This window comes from Acidovorax sp. BLS4, from assembly GCF_032929295.1.
In the GTDB taxonomy this organism is placed as follows: Bacteria; Pseudomonadota; Gammaproteobacteria; order Burkholderiales; family Burkholderiaceae_C; genus Paracidovorax.
On the sequence record NZ_CP136797.1, the window covers coordinates 4,994,247 to 5,007,506 of the forward strand.

At 69.2% G+C, this 13,260-nt stretch carries 13 protein-coding genes; 5 read left to right on the forward strand and 8 right to left on the reverse strand.

Annotation, left to right across the window (positions count from 1 at the left end):
* The first annotated feature begins 157 nt into the window (after positions 1-157).
* From R1Z03_RS22955 to R1Z03_RS22965, 3 genes are all read left to right on the forward strand, one after another.
* The gene (locus R1Z03_RS22955; protein ID WP_317355544.1) at positions 158-1,807 is read left to right on the forward strand and encodes a methyl-accepting chemotaxis protein; all 1,650 of its coding nucleotides are present in this window, start codon (positions 158-160) and stop codon (positions 1,805-1,807) included.
* A gap of 131 nt (positions 1,808-1,938) precedes the next feature.
* Positions 1,939-2,586: a DUF937 domain-containing protein gene (locus R1Z03_RS22960; protein WP_317355545.1), complete on the forward strand. Its 648-nt coding sequence runs from the start codon at positions 1,939-1,941 to the stop codon at positions 2,584-2,586.
* Between the two features lie 204 nt (positions 2,587-2,790).
* Positions 2,791-3,237 carry a CBS domain-containing protein gene (locus R1Z03_RS22965; protein ID WP_272568313.1) on the forward strand — a complete coding sequence of 149 codons (447 nt, stop codon included), beginning with the start codon at positions 2,791-2,793 and terminating at the stop codon, positions 3,235-3,237.
* 31 nt (positions 3,238-3,268) lie between these two features.
* Here the strand turns inward: R1Z03_RS22965 and R1Z03_RS22970 are convergent, their stop codons facing one another.
* Genes R1Z03_RS22970 through R1Z03_RS22980 form a run of 3 tightly spaced genes read right to left on the reverse strand, consistent with a single transcriptional unit; the run spans position 3,269 to position 5,411 of the window.
* On the reverse strand, positions 3,269-4,222 hold the full coding sequence (locus R1Z03_RS22970; RefSeq protein ID WP_317355552.1) for a DUF2145 domain-containing protein: 954 nt from the start codon (positions 4,220-4,222) through the stop codon (positions 3,269-3,271).
* Positions 4,222-4,734 (reverse strand): hypothetical protein, encoded by a 513-nt coding sequence (locus R1Z03_RS22975; protein WP_317355555.1) that lies wholly within the window; start codon positions 4,732-4,734, stop codon positions 4,222-4,224. Before R1Z03_RS22975 ends, R1Z03_RS22970 begins: the two co-directional genes overlap by 1 nt.
* 8 nt (positions 4,735-4,742) lie before the next feature.
* Positions 4,743-5,411: a DUF3313 domain-containing protein gene (locus R1Z03_RS22980; RefSeq protein WP_317355558.1), complete on the reverse strand. Its 669-nt coding sequence runs from the start codon at positions 5,409-5,411 to the stop codon at positions 4,743-4,745.
* Between the two features lie 159 nt (positions 5,412-5,570).
* Here R1Z03_RS22980 and R1Z03_RS22985 point away from each other — a divergent pair, with 159 nt between their 5' ends.
* Both R1Z03_RS22985 and treF read left to right on the forward strand, forming a co-directional pair.
* Positions 5,571-6,191 carry a TetR/AcrR family transcriptional regulator gene (locus R1Z03_RS22985; RefSeq protein WP_284403023.1) on the forward strand — a complete coding sequence of 207 codons (621 nt, stop codon included), beginning with the start codon at positions 5,571-5,573 and terminating at the stop codon, positions 6,189-6,191.
* A gap of 164 nt (positions 6,192-6,355) precedes the next feature.
* Positions 6,356-8,026: an alpha,alpha-trehalase TreF gene (gene treF, locus R1Z03_RS22990; protein WP_317355560.1), complete on the forward strand. Its 1,671-nt coding sequence runs from the start codon at positions 6,356-6,358 to the stop codon at positions 8,024-8,026.
* 37 nt (positions 8,027-8,063) lie between these two features.
* Here the strand turns inward: treF and R1Z03_RS22995 are convergent, their stop codons facing one another.
* From R1Z03_RS22995 to R1Z03_RS23015, 5 genes are all read right to left on the reverse strand, one after another.
* Positions 8,064-9,479, reverse strand: a complete 1,416-nt coding sequence (locus R1Z03_RS22995) for a hypothetical protein (protein WP_317355562.1) — start codon at positions 9,477-9,479, stop codon at positions 8,064-8,066.
* 119 nt (positions 9,480-9,598) lie between these two features.
* Positions 9,599-9,856 (reverse strand): hypothetical protein, encoded by a 258-nt coding sequence (locus R1Z03_RS23000; RefSeq protein WP_317355565.1) that lies wholly within the window; start codon positions 9,854-9,856, stop codon positions 9,599-9,601.
* A gap of 191 nt (positions 9,857-10,047) precedes the next feature.
* Positions 10,048-10,854, reverse strand: a complete 807-nt coding sequence (locus R1Z03_RS23005; protein WP_284411785.1) for an ABC transporter ATP-binding protein — start codon at positions 10,852-10,854, stop codon at positions 10,048-10,050.
* Positions 10,851-11,798 (reverse strand): nitrate ABC transporter permease, encoded by a 948-nt coding sequence (ntrB, locus tag R1Z03_RS23010; RefSeq protein WP_317355570.1) that lies wholly within the window; start codon positions 11,796-11,798, stop codon positions 10,851-10,853. The genes R1Z03_RS23005 and ntrB overlap by 4 nt, the downstream gene beginning before the upstream one ends.
* Before the next feature lie 54 nt (positions 11,799-11,852).
* Positions 11,853-13,097 carry a CmpA/NrtA family ABC transporter substrate-binding protein gene (locus R1Z03_RS23015; protein ID WP_284411788.1) on the reverse strand — a complete coding sequence of 415 codons (1,245 nt, stop codon included), beginning with the start codon at positions 13,095-13,097 and terminating at the stop codon, positions 11,853-11,855.
* Positions 13,098-13,260 lie beyond the last annotated feature (163 nt).

Below are 13,260 nucleotides of genomic sequence, written 5' to 3' on the forward strand. Positions count from 1 at the left end.
TCCCCGGGCTCTTGACCCAGATCAAGCCCCGGCCGAAAGGTTTCCACAAGCCGGGATGTGCCACCTACCATCGGCCGCACTGCATCCCGCAGGGGCCCGCGGCGCCGTGCCGCACCGTCCGTACGAGACAAAAGCTTCTTCCCCAGAAAGGCTTCCCATGCGAAGAAATCTTCCGGTCAGCACGCAGGAATACCCGTTTCCTTCCGGCGAAACCCTGGTGTCCACCACCGACCTGAAAGGGCGCATCCTGTACTGCAACCCGATGTTCATCGAGGTGAGCGGCTACGAGCGCGAGGCCCTGCTGGGCCAGCCCCACAACCTGATCCGCCACCCCGACATGCCCGAGGAGGCGTTCCGCGACATGTGGGACACCATCGGCCAGGGCCGGCCCTGGTCGGCCGCGGTGAAGAACCGGCGCAAGAACGGCGACTTCTACTGGGTGATGGCCAACGTCACCCCGCTGATGGAGGGCGACCGCCCCGTGGGCTACCTGTCGGTGCGCACCGAGGCCACCCGCGAGCAGGTGCAGGCCGCCGACGCGCTCTACGCCCGCATGCGCGCCGAGGCCGAGGCCGGCCGCCCGGTGCACGTGCTGCGCGCGGGCCGGCTGGCACGCCTGACCGCCCTGGGCCGCGTCGCGGAGTGGACCCGCATCGGCGTGGGCGGCCAGGTGGCCATGGCGTTCCTGTCCGTGCTGGTGGCCGCCTTCCTGGCGGGGCTCGTGGATGAAGAGCAGGGCCTGTTCTCGGCCGCGGCCTGGGCTGCCGTGGCCGGCGTGGCGATGGCCGCCTTCGCCCAGGTGCGCCGCGTGGCCGTGCTGCCGCTGTCGGACATGGTGCGCGCCGCCAACCGCATGGCGGCCGGCGACCTGACCGAGCGCCTGCGCGTGACCCGCTCCGACGGCGTGGGCGACCTGCAGAAGGCGCTGAGCCAGCTCAACGTGAACCTGCAGTCCATCGTGCGCGATGCGCTGCAGGAGACCGAGAAGATGCGCGTGTCCAGCCGCGCCATCGCGCAAGGCAACCAGGAGCTGTCCGGCCGCACCGAGACGCAGGCCAGCAACCTGCAGGAGACGGCCGCCTCGATGGAGGAGATCACCGGCACCGTGCAGCAGACGGCCGAATCGGCCCGCCAGGCGGCCGACCTGGCGCGGCAGGCCACGGGCGTGGCCGAGCGCACCAGCGGCGCGGTGGACGGCGTGGCCGCCACCATGCAGCAGATCCAGGCCGCCTCGGGCCGCATCGGCGAGATCACGCAGCTCATCGACTCCATCGCCTTCCAGACCAACATCCTCGCGCTGAACGCGGCGGTGGAGGCGGCGCGGGCGGGCGAGCAGGGCCGGGGCTTCGCGGTGGTGGCCGGCGAGGTGCGCAGCCTCTCGCAGCGCACGCTGACCGCCGCGCGCGAGATCCGCCAGCTCATCGACCAGTCGGCCGAGAAGGTGGGCGAGGGCCGCCAGCGCACCGAGAGCGCGCAAAAGACCATGCAGGAGTCGCTGGACCTGGTGCGCCGCGTGGGCGCCCTCATCGGCCAGATCCACAGCGCGGCCGACGAGCAGCAGGCCGGCATCTCGCAGGTGAACAGCGCGGTCTCCCACCTGGACGGCATCACCCAGCAGAACGCGGCGCTGGTGGAGGAGAACGCGGCCCTGGCGCTGGAGCTGCAGTCCCAGGCGCAGACGGTGTCGGACGCGGTGCAGGTGTTCCGCGTGCACGGCGGCCCGCGCGGCGCCGCGGCGTCCGATGCCGTGGCCCTGCGCAGGGCGGCGCGCCCCGGCCCATCGCTCATCGCCGCGCGGGGGGCTTGAGGGCAAATGCGGGGGCGGCCGGGGGGGCGCCCGGCCGGATAGCATGGGGCCCTGGGCCGATGTCCGGCCGCCACGCCCACGGCAACGCCACGCGCTGCCACCCGCACCGAATGTTGATGAAGGAGCCGCCCATGAACCCGTCCACCCCCTCCCTGGCCGATGAACTGATGGCCCAGTTGCAAGGGGCCCCGCTCCAGCAGCTGTCCAGCCAGCTGGGCACCGACGCCACGCAGACCCGTTCCGCGGTGGCGACCGCGCTGCCCCTGCTGCTGGGCGCGCTGGGCCGCAACGCCGCGCAGCCACAGGGCGCCGAGGCCCTGCTGGGCGCCCTGCAGCGCGACCACCAGCCGGCCGCCGGCGGCGGCGCGGGCGGGCTGGACCTGGGCGGGCTCCTCGGGTCGCTGCTGGGCGGCGGCAGTGCCGCCGGCAGCGGGCAGGGCGCCGACATCCTGGGCCACGTGTTCGGCAGCCAGCGCCCGCAGGCCGAGGCCGGGCTGGCCCAGGCGACGGGCCTGGGCGCCAACGCGGGGCAACTGCTCCAGCTGCTCGCGCCCATCGTGATGTCGTTCCTCGCGCAGCGCGTGCAGGCCGGCGGGCTGGATGCCGGCAGCCTGGGCCGCACCCTTGGCCACGAGCGCGACCGCGCCCGGCAGCCGGGCGGCCTGGGTGGCCTGGGTGGAGGCGTGCTGGGCAGCCTGCTCGATCAGGACGGCGACGGCCAGGTCGGCCTGTCGGACCTGGTCAAGCTCGGCGGCGGCCTGTTCGGCGGGCGACGCTGAGCTGAGAGCGCAAGCGCGGTGCGATGGCCCGGCGACCGGCGACCGGCGACCGGCGACCGGCGACCGGCGACCGGCGACCGGCGGCGCGCGGGTTTGCAACCAACTGCATCGCCGCCCCGGGCGGCTTCGCAAACCCCTGTTGCGCGCACCCCGCCGTTGGGCGGAAACTGCAGCCATCCACGCCACTTCACTCAGGGAGGCCCCATGACCGCAGTCGCCGACATCCTCAAGTCCAAGCCCCATGCCCAGGTCCACACCATCGGGCCCTCCGATTCGATGCTCGATGCGCTGCGGCTCATGGCCGACAAGGGCATCGGCGCGCTGCTGGTGATGGAGGGCGAGCAGATCGCCGGCATCGTGACCGAGCGCGACTACGCCCGCAAGGTGGCCCTGCTGGGCCGCACCTCCGGCGCCACCCAGGTGAGCGACGTGATGACCCGGGCCGTGCGCTTCGTGCGGCCGCACCAGAGCAGCGAGCAGTGCATGCAGCTCATGACCGACAACCGGCTGCGCCACCTGCCGGTGGTGGACGACGCCAATCGGCTGGTGGGCCTGATCTCCATCGGTGACCTGGTGAAGAACATCATGTCCGAGCAGCAGTTCATCATCGAGCAGATGGAGCAGTACATCACCGGCGGCCAGCGCAACTGACGCCGCCGCGCAACCGCCCGGCCCCATCAGGCTAGGGATCGAGGGCGATCACCTCGTCCTGCGGCCCGGCCTCGCACCCCGGGCCCAGCGCCTGCCAGCCGCGGCGCACCACGATCTGGCGGCGGTCGTGGCACAGCTCGATGCGCTCGGCGCCCGGCATGCGATCGTGCACGAAGGCCTCCAGCGAGGCCGGCAGGCTCACCCGCATGCGCAGCGCGTAGAGGTCGTCCCGCGGGTGGTCGTCCACATGCACCAGCGGCGCGAAATGCGCGGCGAACACCATGCCGTGCGATCCCAGCCCGATCGGCTCCGGCCGGTAGCCCTCCGAGTGCAGCCACGCCTGCGCACGCTCGCGCGTCGGGGGCGCGTCGCCGGCCGGCGCCCAGGCGCTGGCCATCATCTCCGCCACCCACTGGTTGCAGTTCTGGTAGCGCGTGCTGAACGGGTAGGCATTGGCGCTGTAGTCGGCCGCCAGCAGGGCCAGCGCGGCGCGCTTATCCTGGGCCGTGCGTTCCAGCGCGTCAGCGGGCAGCGCGGGCAGCAGCACGATGGCAACGCAGCCCCGGGACGGATCGTCCCGGCCCATCAGGAACCCCGCAATGCCCTGGTCGAACAGCCGGGGCCGCGACTCCTCGCAGGTGTAGTACAGCTGGCGCACCGCCCACGGGCGGTCCGGCTGCGGCCGCAGGGCCAGGCCGGCGTGCGAGTAGCGCACCCCGAAGCGGCCCAGGTCCAGGCCCGAGCGCGAGATCAGCGCCACGCGCTGGCCCGAGGCGTCGAGCACCTGCTTGACCACCGCGGCAAAGCGCAGGATGCGGTCCTGATCGGTGGCGCTCAGCGGCGCGGCGGCATCGCACAGGCCCCAGGTGCCGGCGCGGGCCGGAACCTCCGCCCCCAGCGCGGCGAGGCCGATGGCGGCGATCCCGGTCCAGCGCGCCAGCGCGCGCCGGTGCCGCACGCGGGATGGCAAGGCGGCACGCCGCATCACAGGGCGAGCGGCCGGGAGTCCATCTCCTCGTACCAGTCGTCGTTGAGCACCAGGAAGAAGGCTTCGCGGGTGTTGCCGCGCGCGAACTCGAAGCCATAGGGCCGCTCGCGCGCCTGCACCAGATCGCCGGCGGCAAGCGGCCGCGCGCCCTGCGCCTGGCGCGGCAGGTTCAGCACGAACTCGCGCGCGGCGCCGGTCTCGGTCGCGCGCAGCCTGAGGCCCGTGGCGTCGGGCCGGCCGGGCACCTGCTCCACGCCGATCACGCGGTACTCACCCTCGGCCAGGCGCCGGTCGCGGCCCCCGCGGCCGCTCGAATGGCCGATCGAGTCCGAGGCGCTCGAGGCCGCCGACCCCGCGCTGGAGGCCATGGAGGTGAACAGTTCCGCATGGCCGGGCAGGGCGGCGGTAGCGAGCAGCGAAGACACGCACGCGGCGCGAACGAAGGCAATCAGGGGCATGGCAATCCTCGGGGCCGCGGCGGGCAGGGGGGCGGGGTGGGTGGGGATCATGGCGGCGGTCACTGGAACTGGGCGGTGAGTTCCTGCGCGCCCTTTTCGATGCCTGCCTGCGCTGCATCCAGGGTGCCGAAGGTCGCGCCGATGTTCAGCGCGTTCGGGTATTGCTTGGTGACGAAGGCGTCGAGCAGCTGGTTCGACACCGCGTCGAAGATCTCCACGGCGTAGCTGACCGAGCCGGTGAAGGTGCCTTCCTTGCCGCGAATGCCCTGCACCAGGTTGTAGGGCCCACCGCCGATGTCGAAGCGCGTGAAGGTGCTCAGGCCCCGCGTGGTGAGCCTGGCGCCGGTGAGCGTCACGCGCAGGCGCAGCGTGGCGGGGGCGGGCTGGGCCACGATCTGAAAGCGCGTGGCCAGCCGCGCCGTGAACTGCCGGCGCATGTCGCCAGCCAGCTGGCGCCGCTGGGCCTCGGGCACGTCCTCGAACTGGTGGTCGGGCCCGGAGTAGATCACGATGGGGTCGAGGATCACCTTGGTGTACTGGCTCCAGTCCCGGTGCGATGCCACGCGGTAGGGAATGCGGCCGGTGTCGTCGTCTAGGTTGGGCCGCAGCTGGGGCGCGGACTGCAGCCCGGTGTAGGCGATGGGCTGGGTGCTGGCGCAGCCGGCCAGGGCGGCAAGGCACAGCAGGGGCAGGAGCGTCGCGGGGCGCAGAAAAGGGGTGGCATGCATGGAGCTTCTCCAAAAGAAAGGGACGAAGGGGGTCCAGCCCCGGGCCGAGGGGCCAGGGGATGGGGCTATAACTGAACATTCATGTACGGTATAGTATGATTTGCCCGAGGGAGCCCTGTCAAGTAAAGAGTACAAGTTAGTTCACTTTTGGAGATGCGAATGCGGGTCAGGACCCAGGCGCGGCGGGATGCCATCGTGGAAGCGGCGGCCAAATTGTTCGAAGAGGTGGGGTACGAGGCGGCGTCGATGAACGAGCTGGCCAAGCGGCTCGGGGGCTCCAAGGCCACCCTCTACGGCTATTTCCCGTCCAAGGAGCCGCTGTTCGTCGCCGTGGTGCAGTCGCTGGCGACCTCCCACCTGGCCGACGCCACCTCCCACCTGCTGGCGGCGCTGGAAACGCGCCCGCCGATGCGGCCCACGCTGACCCGGTTCGGGGACGAGGCGCTGCAGGTGATGCTGAACGACCGCCGCGCGCTCTCGGTGTACCGCATGGTGCTGGCGGACGCGGGCCGCTCCAACATCGGCGAGCTGTTCGACGGCGCCGGCCCGCGCCAGTGCATCGACGCGCTCACCCGCTTCATGGGCGCCGCCATGGCGCACGGCGAGGTGTGCGAGGGCGATCCCCAGGTCATGGCGATGCAGTTCATGGCGTTGCTCACCGCGGAAACCGGGCCGCGCCTGTACCAGCAGGACCCACCGGCCGTCTCCGTCGCCGACATCCACGCGCGGGTGGTGCGGGCCGTGGACTTCTTCCTGCGGGGCGCGGCCCCCGGGCGCTAGGTGCGACCCGAAGCGCGTCGGCATGCCCTGCGGCGCCGACGCCGGTTCGGCGTCTTGTCCTGCGCATTTGCCGGGGTCGCGGGCCAGTGCGGTCGGCTCAGCCGTCGTTCAATAGGGCCATCCCCCGCCGACCCTTCTCTTTGGCCCCTTCGCCTGGAACCCGAATGTCCGCCTTGCCGTCCCGCACCGAGTCTCCCGCCGCACCGCCGCTGTCCTTGCCGGGCGGCGATTCGCCCACTCACCGCGCGCACAGCGCCTCGCGGCGCGCCGCGGCCGCGCTGGCGCCGCCGGCCGACACCCACACGCCCGCGGACCGCTACGAAGAGCTTTTCATCGAAGTGCAACGCCAGCGCATCTTCGAAGACTCCAAGACCTTCGTGGACTGCGCCCCGCGCCAGCCGCCCGAGACCATCCTCGCGGCCTACCGCGCGCAGTGCCAGGCGCCGGGCTTCGACCTGCATGCCTTCGTGCACCGGCATTTCAAGCCCCAGACCCGCGCCTGCGACGGCCCCACGGTCGAACCCGGGCTGACCATGGCGGCGCACATCGATGCGCTGTGGGACGAGCTCACCCGCCACCCGGCCCACCACCCCCCGCGCGGCTCGCTGCTGGCACTGCCGCACGCCTACGTGGTGCCGGGCGGCCGGTTCGTGGAGATGTATTACTGGGATTCGTACTTCACCATGCTGGGCCTGGTGCGCAGCGGCCGGCGGCACCTGCTGCACACGATGACGGACAACTTCGCCTACCTCATCGACACCTACGGCCACGTGCCCAACGGCACCCGCACCTACTACCTGAGCCGCTCGCAGCCGCCGGTGTTCTCGTTGATGGCCGAGCTGTGCGAATCGTGCGCGGGGCATGGCGCCGCGCAGTACCTGCCGCAGATGCGGCGCGAATACGACTTCTGGATGGAGGGTGCCGACACCCTGGCCCCGGGCAGCGCCCACCGCCGCGTGGTGGCGCTGCCGGACGGCGCCGTGCTCAACCGCTACTGGGACGACCGCGACACGCCGCGCGAGGAATCGTGGCGCGAGGATGTGGAGACCGCCGCCCAATGCCAGCGCCCCGCGAACGAGGTGTACCGCGACCTGCGCGCCGCCGCCGAGTCGGGCTGGGACTTCAGCGCGCGCTGGCTGGACGATGGCGCCTGCGGCACCTGCCGCACGCAGACCCTGTCCACCATCGGCACCACACGCATCCTTCCGGTGGACCTGAACGCGCTGCTGCACAAGGCCGAGACCACCATCGCCCGCCTGAGCCGCAGCGTGGGCGACACGGCCACAGCCGACGCGTTCGACCACCGGGCCCGCCAGCGCGCCGAGGCCATGTCCCGCGTGCTGTGGAACGCCGAGGCCGGCGCCTTCCTCGACCACGACTGGCAGGCCGGCACGCCACGCCCCTCGCTCAATGCCGCCACCGTGGTGCCGCTCTTCACCGGCACCGCCACGCCCGAGCAGGCCCATGCGCTGGCCGCCACCGTGCGCCGGCGCCTGCTGGTGCGGGGCGGCCTGTCCACCTCGGAGACCGCCAGCGGCGAGCAGTGGGACCGTCCCAACGGCTGGGCGCCGCTGCAGTGGATGGCGGTGGAAGGCTTCGCCGCCTACGGCGCGGCCGACGAAAGCTGCTGCCAGCTGTCGGACGACATTCGCACGCGCTGGGTCAAAACCGTGCAGGACGTGTACGACCACGAGGGCAAGCTGGTCGAAAAATACTCGCTGTGCGAATCCGGCGACAGCCCCTCCACCGGAGGCGATGGCGGCGAATACCCGCTGCAGGACGGGTTCGGCTGGACGAACGGGGTGGTGCGGGGCTGGCTGGACGACCCCGCCTGACGGCCCGGCGGCCGCGCCACCCGTCGGACCACGTCCCTTATGAGGGAATGGCCCAGACCGTCGTGGTGGCCCGCGTCGGGGTATTGGCCTTCGTGGTCACGATGCACGCGGTGCCATGGGCGCCATCGGTGCCGAAAGACATCACCACGTCGGGATTGCCGACGGGGTAGGCCAAGATGTACATCAAAGGGACGTAGATAATGCTTTTGACATTATCTCCGTTGTAGGTCACGCTGTTTTCGCCATTCACCGCGAGCCGGTCGCCCAGGCGGTTGGTGAGGGGCTGGCCAGCGAAGGCAGATAAAGGAACGGGGTTGAAGGGGGTCGATCCCGTTATTTTCTGTCCGTTGATCGTGCCGCTCATTTGAACCAGCGATCCATTGGCGGGATTGTATTTTCGGGTGAGTTGCAGGTGGATATTCTGCTCGGGCATGTCCAGAATGCCATCCTTGAAACTCATTGTGAATGGATTGAAATAATAGGCCTGGGAATTGATGCCATCCGTTGAAATGCTGATGGCCACGAAATTCAGATCCCAGTCGGTGCCCGGCAGCAGCGTTGCGTATTGCGCCTGGATGGAGACGAAAGACCGGCTTTGCAGGGTCTCGATGTCGAATTGGAAGGGGTAGTAGCCGCTGAAATCCGCCAGTTCGCACCCGCTGAGGTCGTACAGCGCGAAGTCGGGTTTCGCGGCTTGGGGAATGGTGACGAGCGACCGGATCTGCGCGGGCTTTTGCCCATCGGTCACCATGTTGTTGCAGGCGAAACCCTGCTCGGCAGCGGTGCCCATGATGAGCGACACGGTCTCGCTGCCCTGGGCGACCGTGAAGAAGTACATGTTCAGGTTGTACGCATAGGTGTGCACCGGCTGGAGATTCCCGGTGGTGCCAGGGTCGTACTGCAGCTGGTTGTCCGAGCCGATCCGCATCACCTTTTTTCCGGTCGCCGTATCGACGTAATCGCCGGCGAAGAGGGCGGCTGCAATGGGGTTGTTGTAGGTGGCGCCGGAGACATCGACCTTCGTTTGCTTCGGCAAGGTGATGCTTCCCGAACAGAAGGCCACCGGCCCGTACGTGTCGCCCGCGCGGGTGAACTCCAGCTCGACCGTGAGCCCCTGGTCGGACGTCTGGTGCAGGGTCTTGCCGTCGAAGCTTCCCGTGAAGGGGTAGCGGGTGGCGGAGGTTCCGTCCAGCGAGATGATCAGCGACACGTGGTACGCGGGGGCGATGGTGCCTGCTTGAAACACCATGTTGGTGTCGACTGCGAAAAAGGCGCCCTGGGCGTTTCCAAGGGTGTAGTAGCCGTTGAAGGTCTGCAGCGCCGGTGCGTCGGGCCGGGCGGAAGGCGAAGCCCCGAGCGCTGGTTGGGCGGGGTTCAACAGCTGCAGGTGATGGGCTTGCGTGTCCTCGACGGAAATCGAGCGCGGCACGGACGGAATGGGGGTCGGGGTCATGGTGGAGGGCGTTTCAAGGGTTGCGATCTGCCGAGGCCGGCAGGGCGGAGGGGCCCGCCCAGGGGCTCAGCGCTTCCTGGGCGGCGGTGGCGTGTGCGGCGATGGGCGCGGGCGCAGCCTCAGGATGGGGACCAGGCCACCGTCAAAGCCCCTGCGGGATCTTTCGTGATGGCACGCACCCGGATGCAGTCGCCATCGCTGCTTCCGGTGTGGGTTACCCGCCTGTTCGGCAGGTTGCAATGGTCCCCGGGGTAATGAACGCTGTTGAGCGTGGCGTTGACGCCGGCACCATTGTCAATGGTGGTGATTTTCTGGTCTGCCATGGCGTCGCTAATCCCCGTTTTGGTGAATAATGCGCAAATATCGTGATATTCCATTCCCCTGATCGGGGTGCTGAACTGGAATCAGGATTTTCACGGTGGCGCACGGGCCACTGCGCGATATTATGGGGACGGCTTTCTAACAGATTGAAAAATCCCTGAAAATTGCTTAAACGATCTGATAAAACATGAAAAACAATCGGAGCGCACGGCCTACGCGGTGCCGTGCCTCCGGGGCCGCCGCTGCCTCAGGCTGCCTTCTCCACATGCGCCTGGCGCGTGTACAGGAAATCGATCACCGCCTTGCGGCTGCGCAGGTAGCGCGGGTCTTCGGCCAGGGCCACGCGGTTGCGGGGGCGCGGGATGTCCACCGCCAGCACCTCGCCGATGGTGGCGGCCGGGCCGTTGGTCATCATCACGATCTTGTCGGACAGCAGCACGGCCTCGTCCACGTCGTGGGTGACCATGACCACCGTGCTCTGCGTGCGCGCCACGATCTCCAGCAGCTCGTCCTGCAGCTTGGCGCGGGTGAGGGCGTCCAGCGCGCCGAAGGGCTCGTCCATCAGCAGCACCTGGGGCTCCATCGACAGCGCCCGGGCGATGCCCACGCGCTGCTTCATGCCGCCCGAGATCTCGCCGGGGCGCTTTTGCGCCGCGTGCGTGAGGCCCACCATGGCCAGCGCGGCCTCGGTGCGGGCCTTGAGCTGGGCCTTCGGTTCCCGCTTGCCGAACACGCGCTCGACCGCCAGGTGCACGTTGCCTTCGCAGGTCAGCCAGGGCAGCAGGGAATGGTTCTGGAACACCACCGCGCGCTCGGGGCCGGGGCCCTTGATCTCCTTGTTGGCGCACAGCAGCGCGCCGGCGGTGGGCACGGTGAGTCCGGCGATCAGGTTGAGCAAGGTGGATTTGCCGCAGCCCGAGTGTCCGATGAGGGCGACGAACTCGCCCTTGGCGATGGACAGGTCGATGCCCTTGAGCGCCGGAAACAGCCCCTTGGCGGTCTTGAAGGTCTGGGCCACGCCCTGGACCTCGATGAATTTCGCGGGGTTATTCATGCCTTCACCTCTTCGAACGTGAATGCCGTGGCCAGCTTGACCAGGGCGTATTCGAGCAGCAGCCCGACGATGCCGATCACGAAGATCGCGATGATGATGTTCTTGACGTTCAGGTTGTTCCACTCGTCCCAGACCCAGAAGCCGATGCCCACGCCGCCGGTCAGCATCTCGGCCGCCACGATCACGAGCCAGGCGGTGCCCACGGCCAGGCGCACGCCGGTCAGCATGTAGGGCAGCACGGCGGGGAACAGGATGGTGGTGGCGATCTTCCATTCCGAGAGGTTGAGCACGCGGGCCACGTTCATGTAGTCCTGCGGCACGCGCTGCACGCCCACCGCGGTGTTGATGACCATGGGCCAGATCGAGCAGATGAAGATGGTCCAGATGGCGGCCGGGTTGGCGCCCTTGAACACCAGCAGGCCGATGGGCAGCCACGCCAGCGGCGACACGGGCCGCAGCAGGCTGATGAGCGGGTTGAACATGCGCGAGAGGAAGTGGAACCGCCCGATCACGAAACCCGCGGGAATGCCCACCAGCGCTGCCAGCCCGAAGCCGACCGCCACGCGCTCCAGCGAGGCGAGCACGTTCCAGCCCACGCCCTGGTCGTTGGGGCCGTTGCGGTAGAAGGGGTTGCTGAAGACTTCCAGCGCCTGCTTCCAGGTCTCCAGCGGGCCGGGAATGCTCTGGCCAGTGGTGGAGGACACCACGGCCCACAGCCCGATCAAGAGGCCCAGGCCGCAGGCCGGCGGCAGCACGGCGAGCCAGAAGGCGCGCGAGGCGGTCGCCCAGTCGCGGGGCGCCCGCGGCGGGCTGGGCGGGGCGGATTGCAGTGGTTTTTGCCCCGATGCCGGCGTTTTGATTGCCGGTGTTGCTATCGTTTGCATAGCAGAAGGGGCCGCGGCTGGGGTGGGCTCCGGCGGGGCGTGGAAGACGGCGCTGACCATGGTGGGATTCTCCTGGCGGGGGCTGGGGGCGGGCGGCTCGGGCGGGGCCCGGGGTCAGGCCTTGATCTTGAAGCTGTCGGCGTACTTGGCCGGGTCCTTGCCGTCCCAGACGACGCCGTCCATCAACTTGCTGGAGCGCATGTCGCTCTTGGGCAGGGGCACCTTGGCGGCAGTGGCGGCCTGCTTGTACAGCTCGGTGCGGTTGATCGACTTGGCGACGGCCAGGTAGTCCGGGTGGTCCTTGAGCAGGCCCCAGCGCTTGTGCTGCGTGAGGAACCACATGCCGTCGGACAGGTAGGGGAAGTTCACCGCGCCGTCGTTGTAGAACTTCATGTAGTTGGGGTCGTCCCAGGTCTTGCCCAGTCCGTTCTGGTAGCGGCCCAGGATGCGCTGGTTGATGGCGTCCACGCTGGTGTTCACGTAGGCCTTGCCGGCGATGGTTTCGGCCATCTTGTTCTTGTTGGCGAGGCCCTCGTCGATCCAGCGGCCGGCCTCCAGGATGGCGGCCGTCACGGCGCGCGCGGTGTTGGGGTACTTCTGCACGAACTCCGACGTGGTGCCCAGCACCTTCTCGGGGTGGTCCTTCCAGATGTCCTGCGTGGTGGTGGCGGTGATGCCGATGCCGTCCATGATGGCGCGGTGGTTCCAGGGCTCGCCCACGCAGAAGCCGTCCATGTTGCCCACGCGCATGTTGGCCACCATCTGCGGCGGCGGCACGGTGATGACCTTGGCCCCCTTGAGCGGGTCGATGCCGTTGGCGGCCAGCCAGTAGTACAGCCACATGGCGTGCGTGCCGGTGGGGAAGGTCTGCGCGAAGGTGTATTCGCGCTTTTCCTTGGCCATGAGCTGGGCCAGGCCCGCGCCGTCCACCGCGCCGGCATCGGCGAGCTTCTTGCTCAGCGTGATGGCCTGGCCGTTGTTGTTCAGGGTCATGAGCACGGCCATGTCCTTCTTGGGGCCGCCGACACCCAAGTGCACGCCGTACACCAGGCCGTACAGCACGTGGGCGAAGTCCAGCTCGCCGTTGGCCAGCTTGTCGCGCACGCCGGCCCAGCTCGCTTCCTTGGAGGGCACGATCTTCACACCGTACTTCTGGTCGATGCCCAGCACCGAGGCCATTACCACGCTGGCGCAGTCGGTGAGGGGGATGAAGCCGATCTTGACTTCCTTCTTTTCCGGCGCGTCGGAGCCGGCTGCATGCACCATGGAGCGCAGCGCGGGGCTCACGCCCACGGCCCCCACGGCGGCGGCCTGCAGCACGGTGCGGCGGTGGAGACTGGTTTTGGACAGGTCGGTCATGGAAGGCATCCCTTGGCTTGGCTGGCAACGTGAAAAACAAAAAAGGCGTCCTCACACGCCCGCAGGCTGCCTTGGGGGCAGCGCCGCGAGCGGTGGGGACGCCTTTGTCCGGGTTCTGCCAGATCGCACCCGCCATTGGGTGGGGCCTGGCAATCGACCAACG

What these genes read in the sequence shown, in the direction of transcription:
- R1Z03_RS22955 (WP_317355544.1), top strand. Translation starts at nt 158, where the DNA reads ATGCGAAGAAATCTTCCGGTCAGCACGCAGGAATACCCGTTTCCTTCC.
- R1Z03_RS22960 (WP_317355545.1), top strand. Translation starts at nt 1,939, where the DNA reads ATGAACCCGTCCACCCCCTCCCTGGCCGATGAACTGATGGCCCAGTTG.
- R1Z03_RS22965 (WP_272568313.1), top strand. Translation starts at nt 2,791, where the DNA reads ATGACCGCAGTCGCCGACATCCTCAAGTCCAAGCCCCATGCCCAGGTC.
- R1Z03_RS22970 (WP_317355552.1), bottom strand. Translation starts at nt 4,222, where the DNA reads ATGCGGCGTGCCGCCTTGCCATCCCGCGTGCGGCACCGGCGCGCGCTG.
- R1Z03_RS22975 (WP_317355555.1), bottom strand. Translation starts at nt 4,734, where the DNA reads ATGATCCCCACCCACCCCGCCCCCCTGCCCGCCGCGGCCCCGAGGATT.
- R1Z03_RS22980 (WP_317355558.1), bottom strand. Translation starts at nt 5,411, where the DNA reads ATGCATGCCACCCCTTTTCTGCGCCCCGCGACGCTCCTGCCCCTGCTG.
- R1Z03_RS22985 (WP_284403023.1), top strand. Translation starts at nt 5,571, where the DNA reads ATGCGGGTCAGGACCCAGGCGCGGCGGGATGCCATCGTGGAAGCGGCG.
- treF (WP_317355560.1), top strand. Translation starts at nt 6,356, where the DNA reads ATGTCCGCCTTGCCGTCCCGCACCGAGTCTCCCGCCGCACCGCCGCTG.
- R1Z03_RS22995 (WP_317355562.1), bottom strand. Translation starts at nt 9,479, where the DNA reads ATGACCCCGACCCCCATTCCGTCCGTGCCGCGCTCGATTTCCGTCGAG.
- R1Z03_RS23000 (WP_317355565.1), bottom strand. Translation starts at nt 9,856, where the DNA reads ATGGAATATCACGATATTTGCGCATTATTCACCAAAACGGGGATTAGC.
- R1Z03_RS23005 (WP_284411785.1), bottom strand. Translation starts at nt 10,854, where the DNA reads ATGAATAACCCCGCGAAATTCATCGAGGTCCAGGGCGTGGCCCAGACC.
- ntrB (WP_317355570.1), bottom strand. Translation starts at nt 11,798, where the DNA reads ATGGTCAGCGCCGTCTTCCACGCCCCGCCGGAGCCCACCCCAGCCGCG.
- R1Z03_RS23015 (WP_284411788.1), bottom strand. Translation starts at nt 13,097, where the DNA reads ATGACCGACCTGTCCAAAACCAGTCTCCACCGCCGCACCGTGCTGCAG.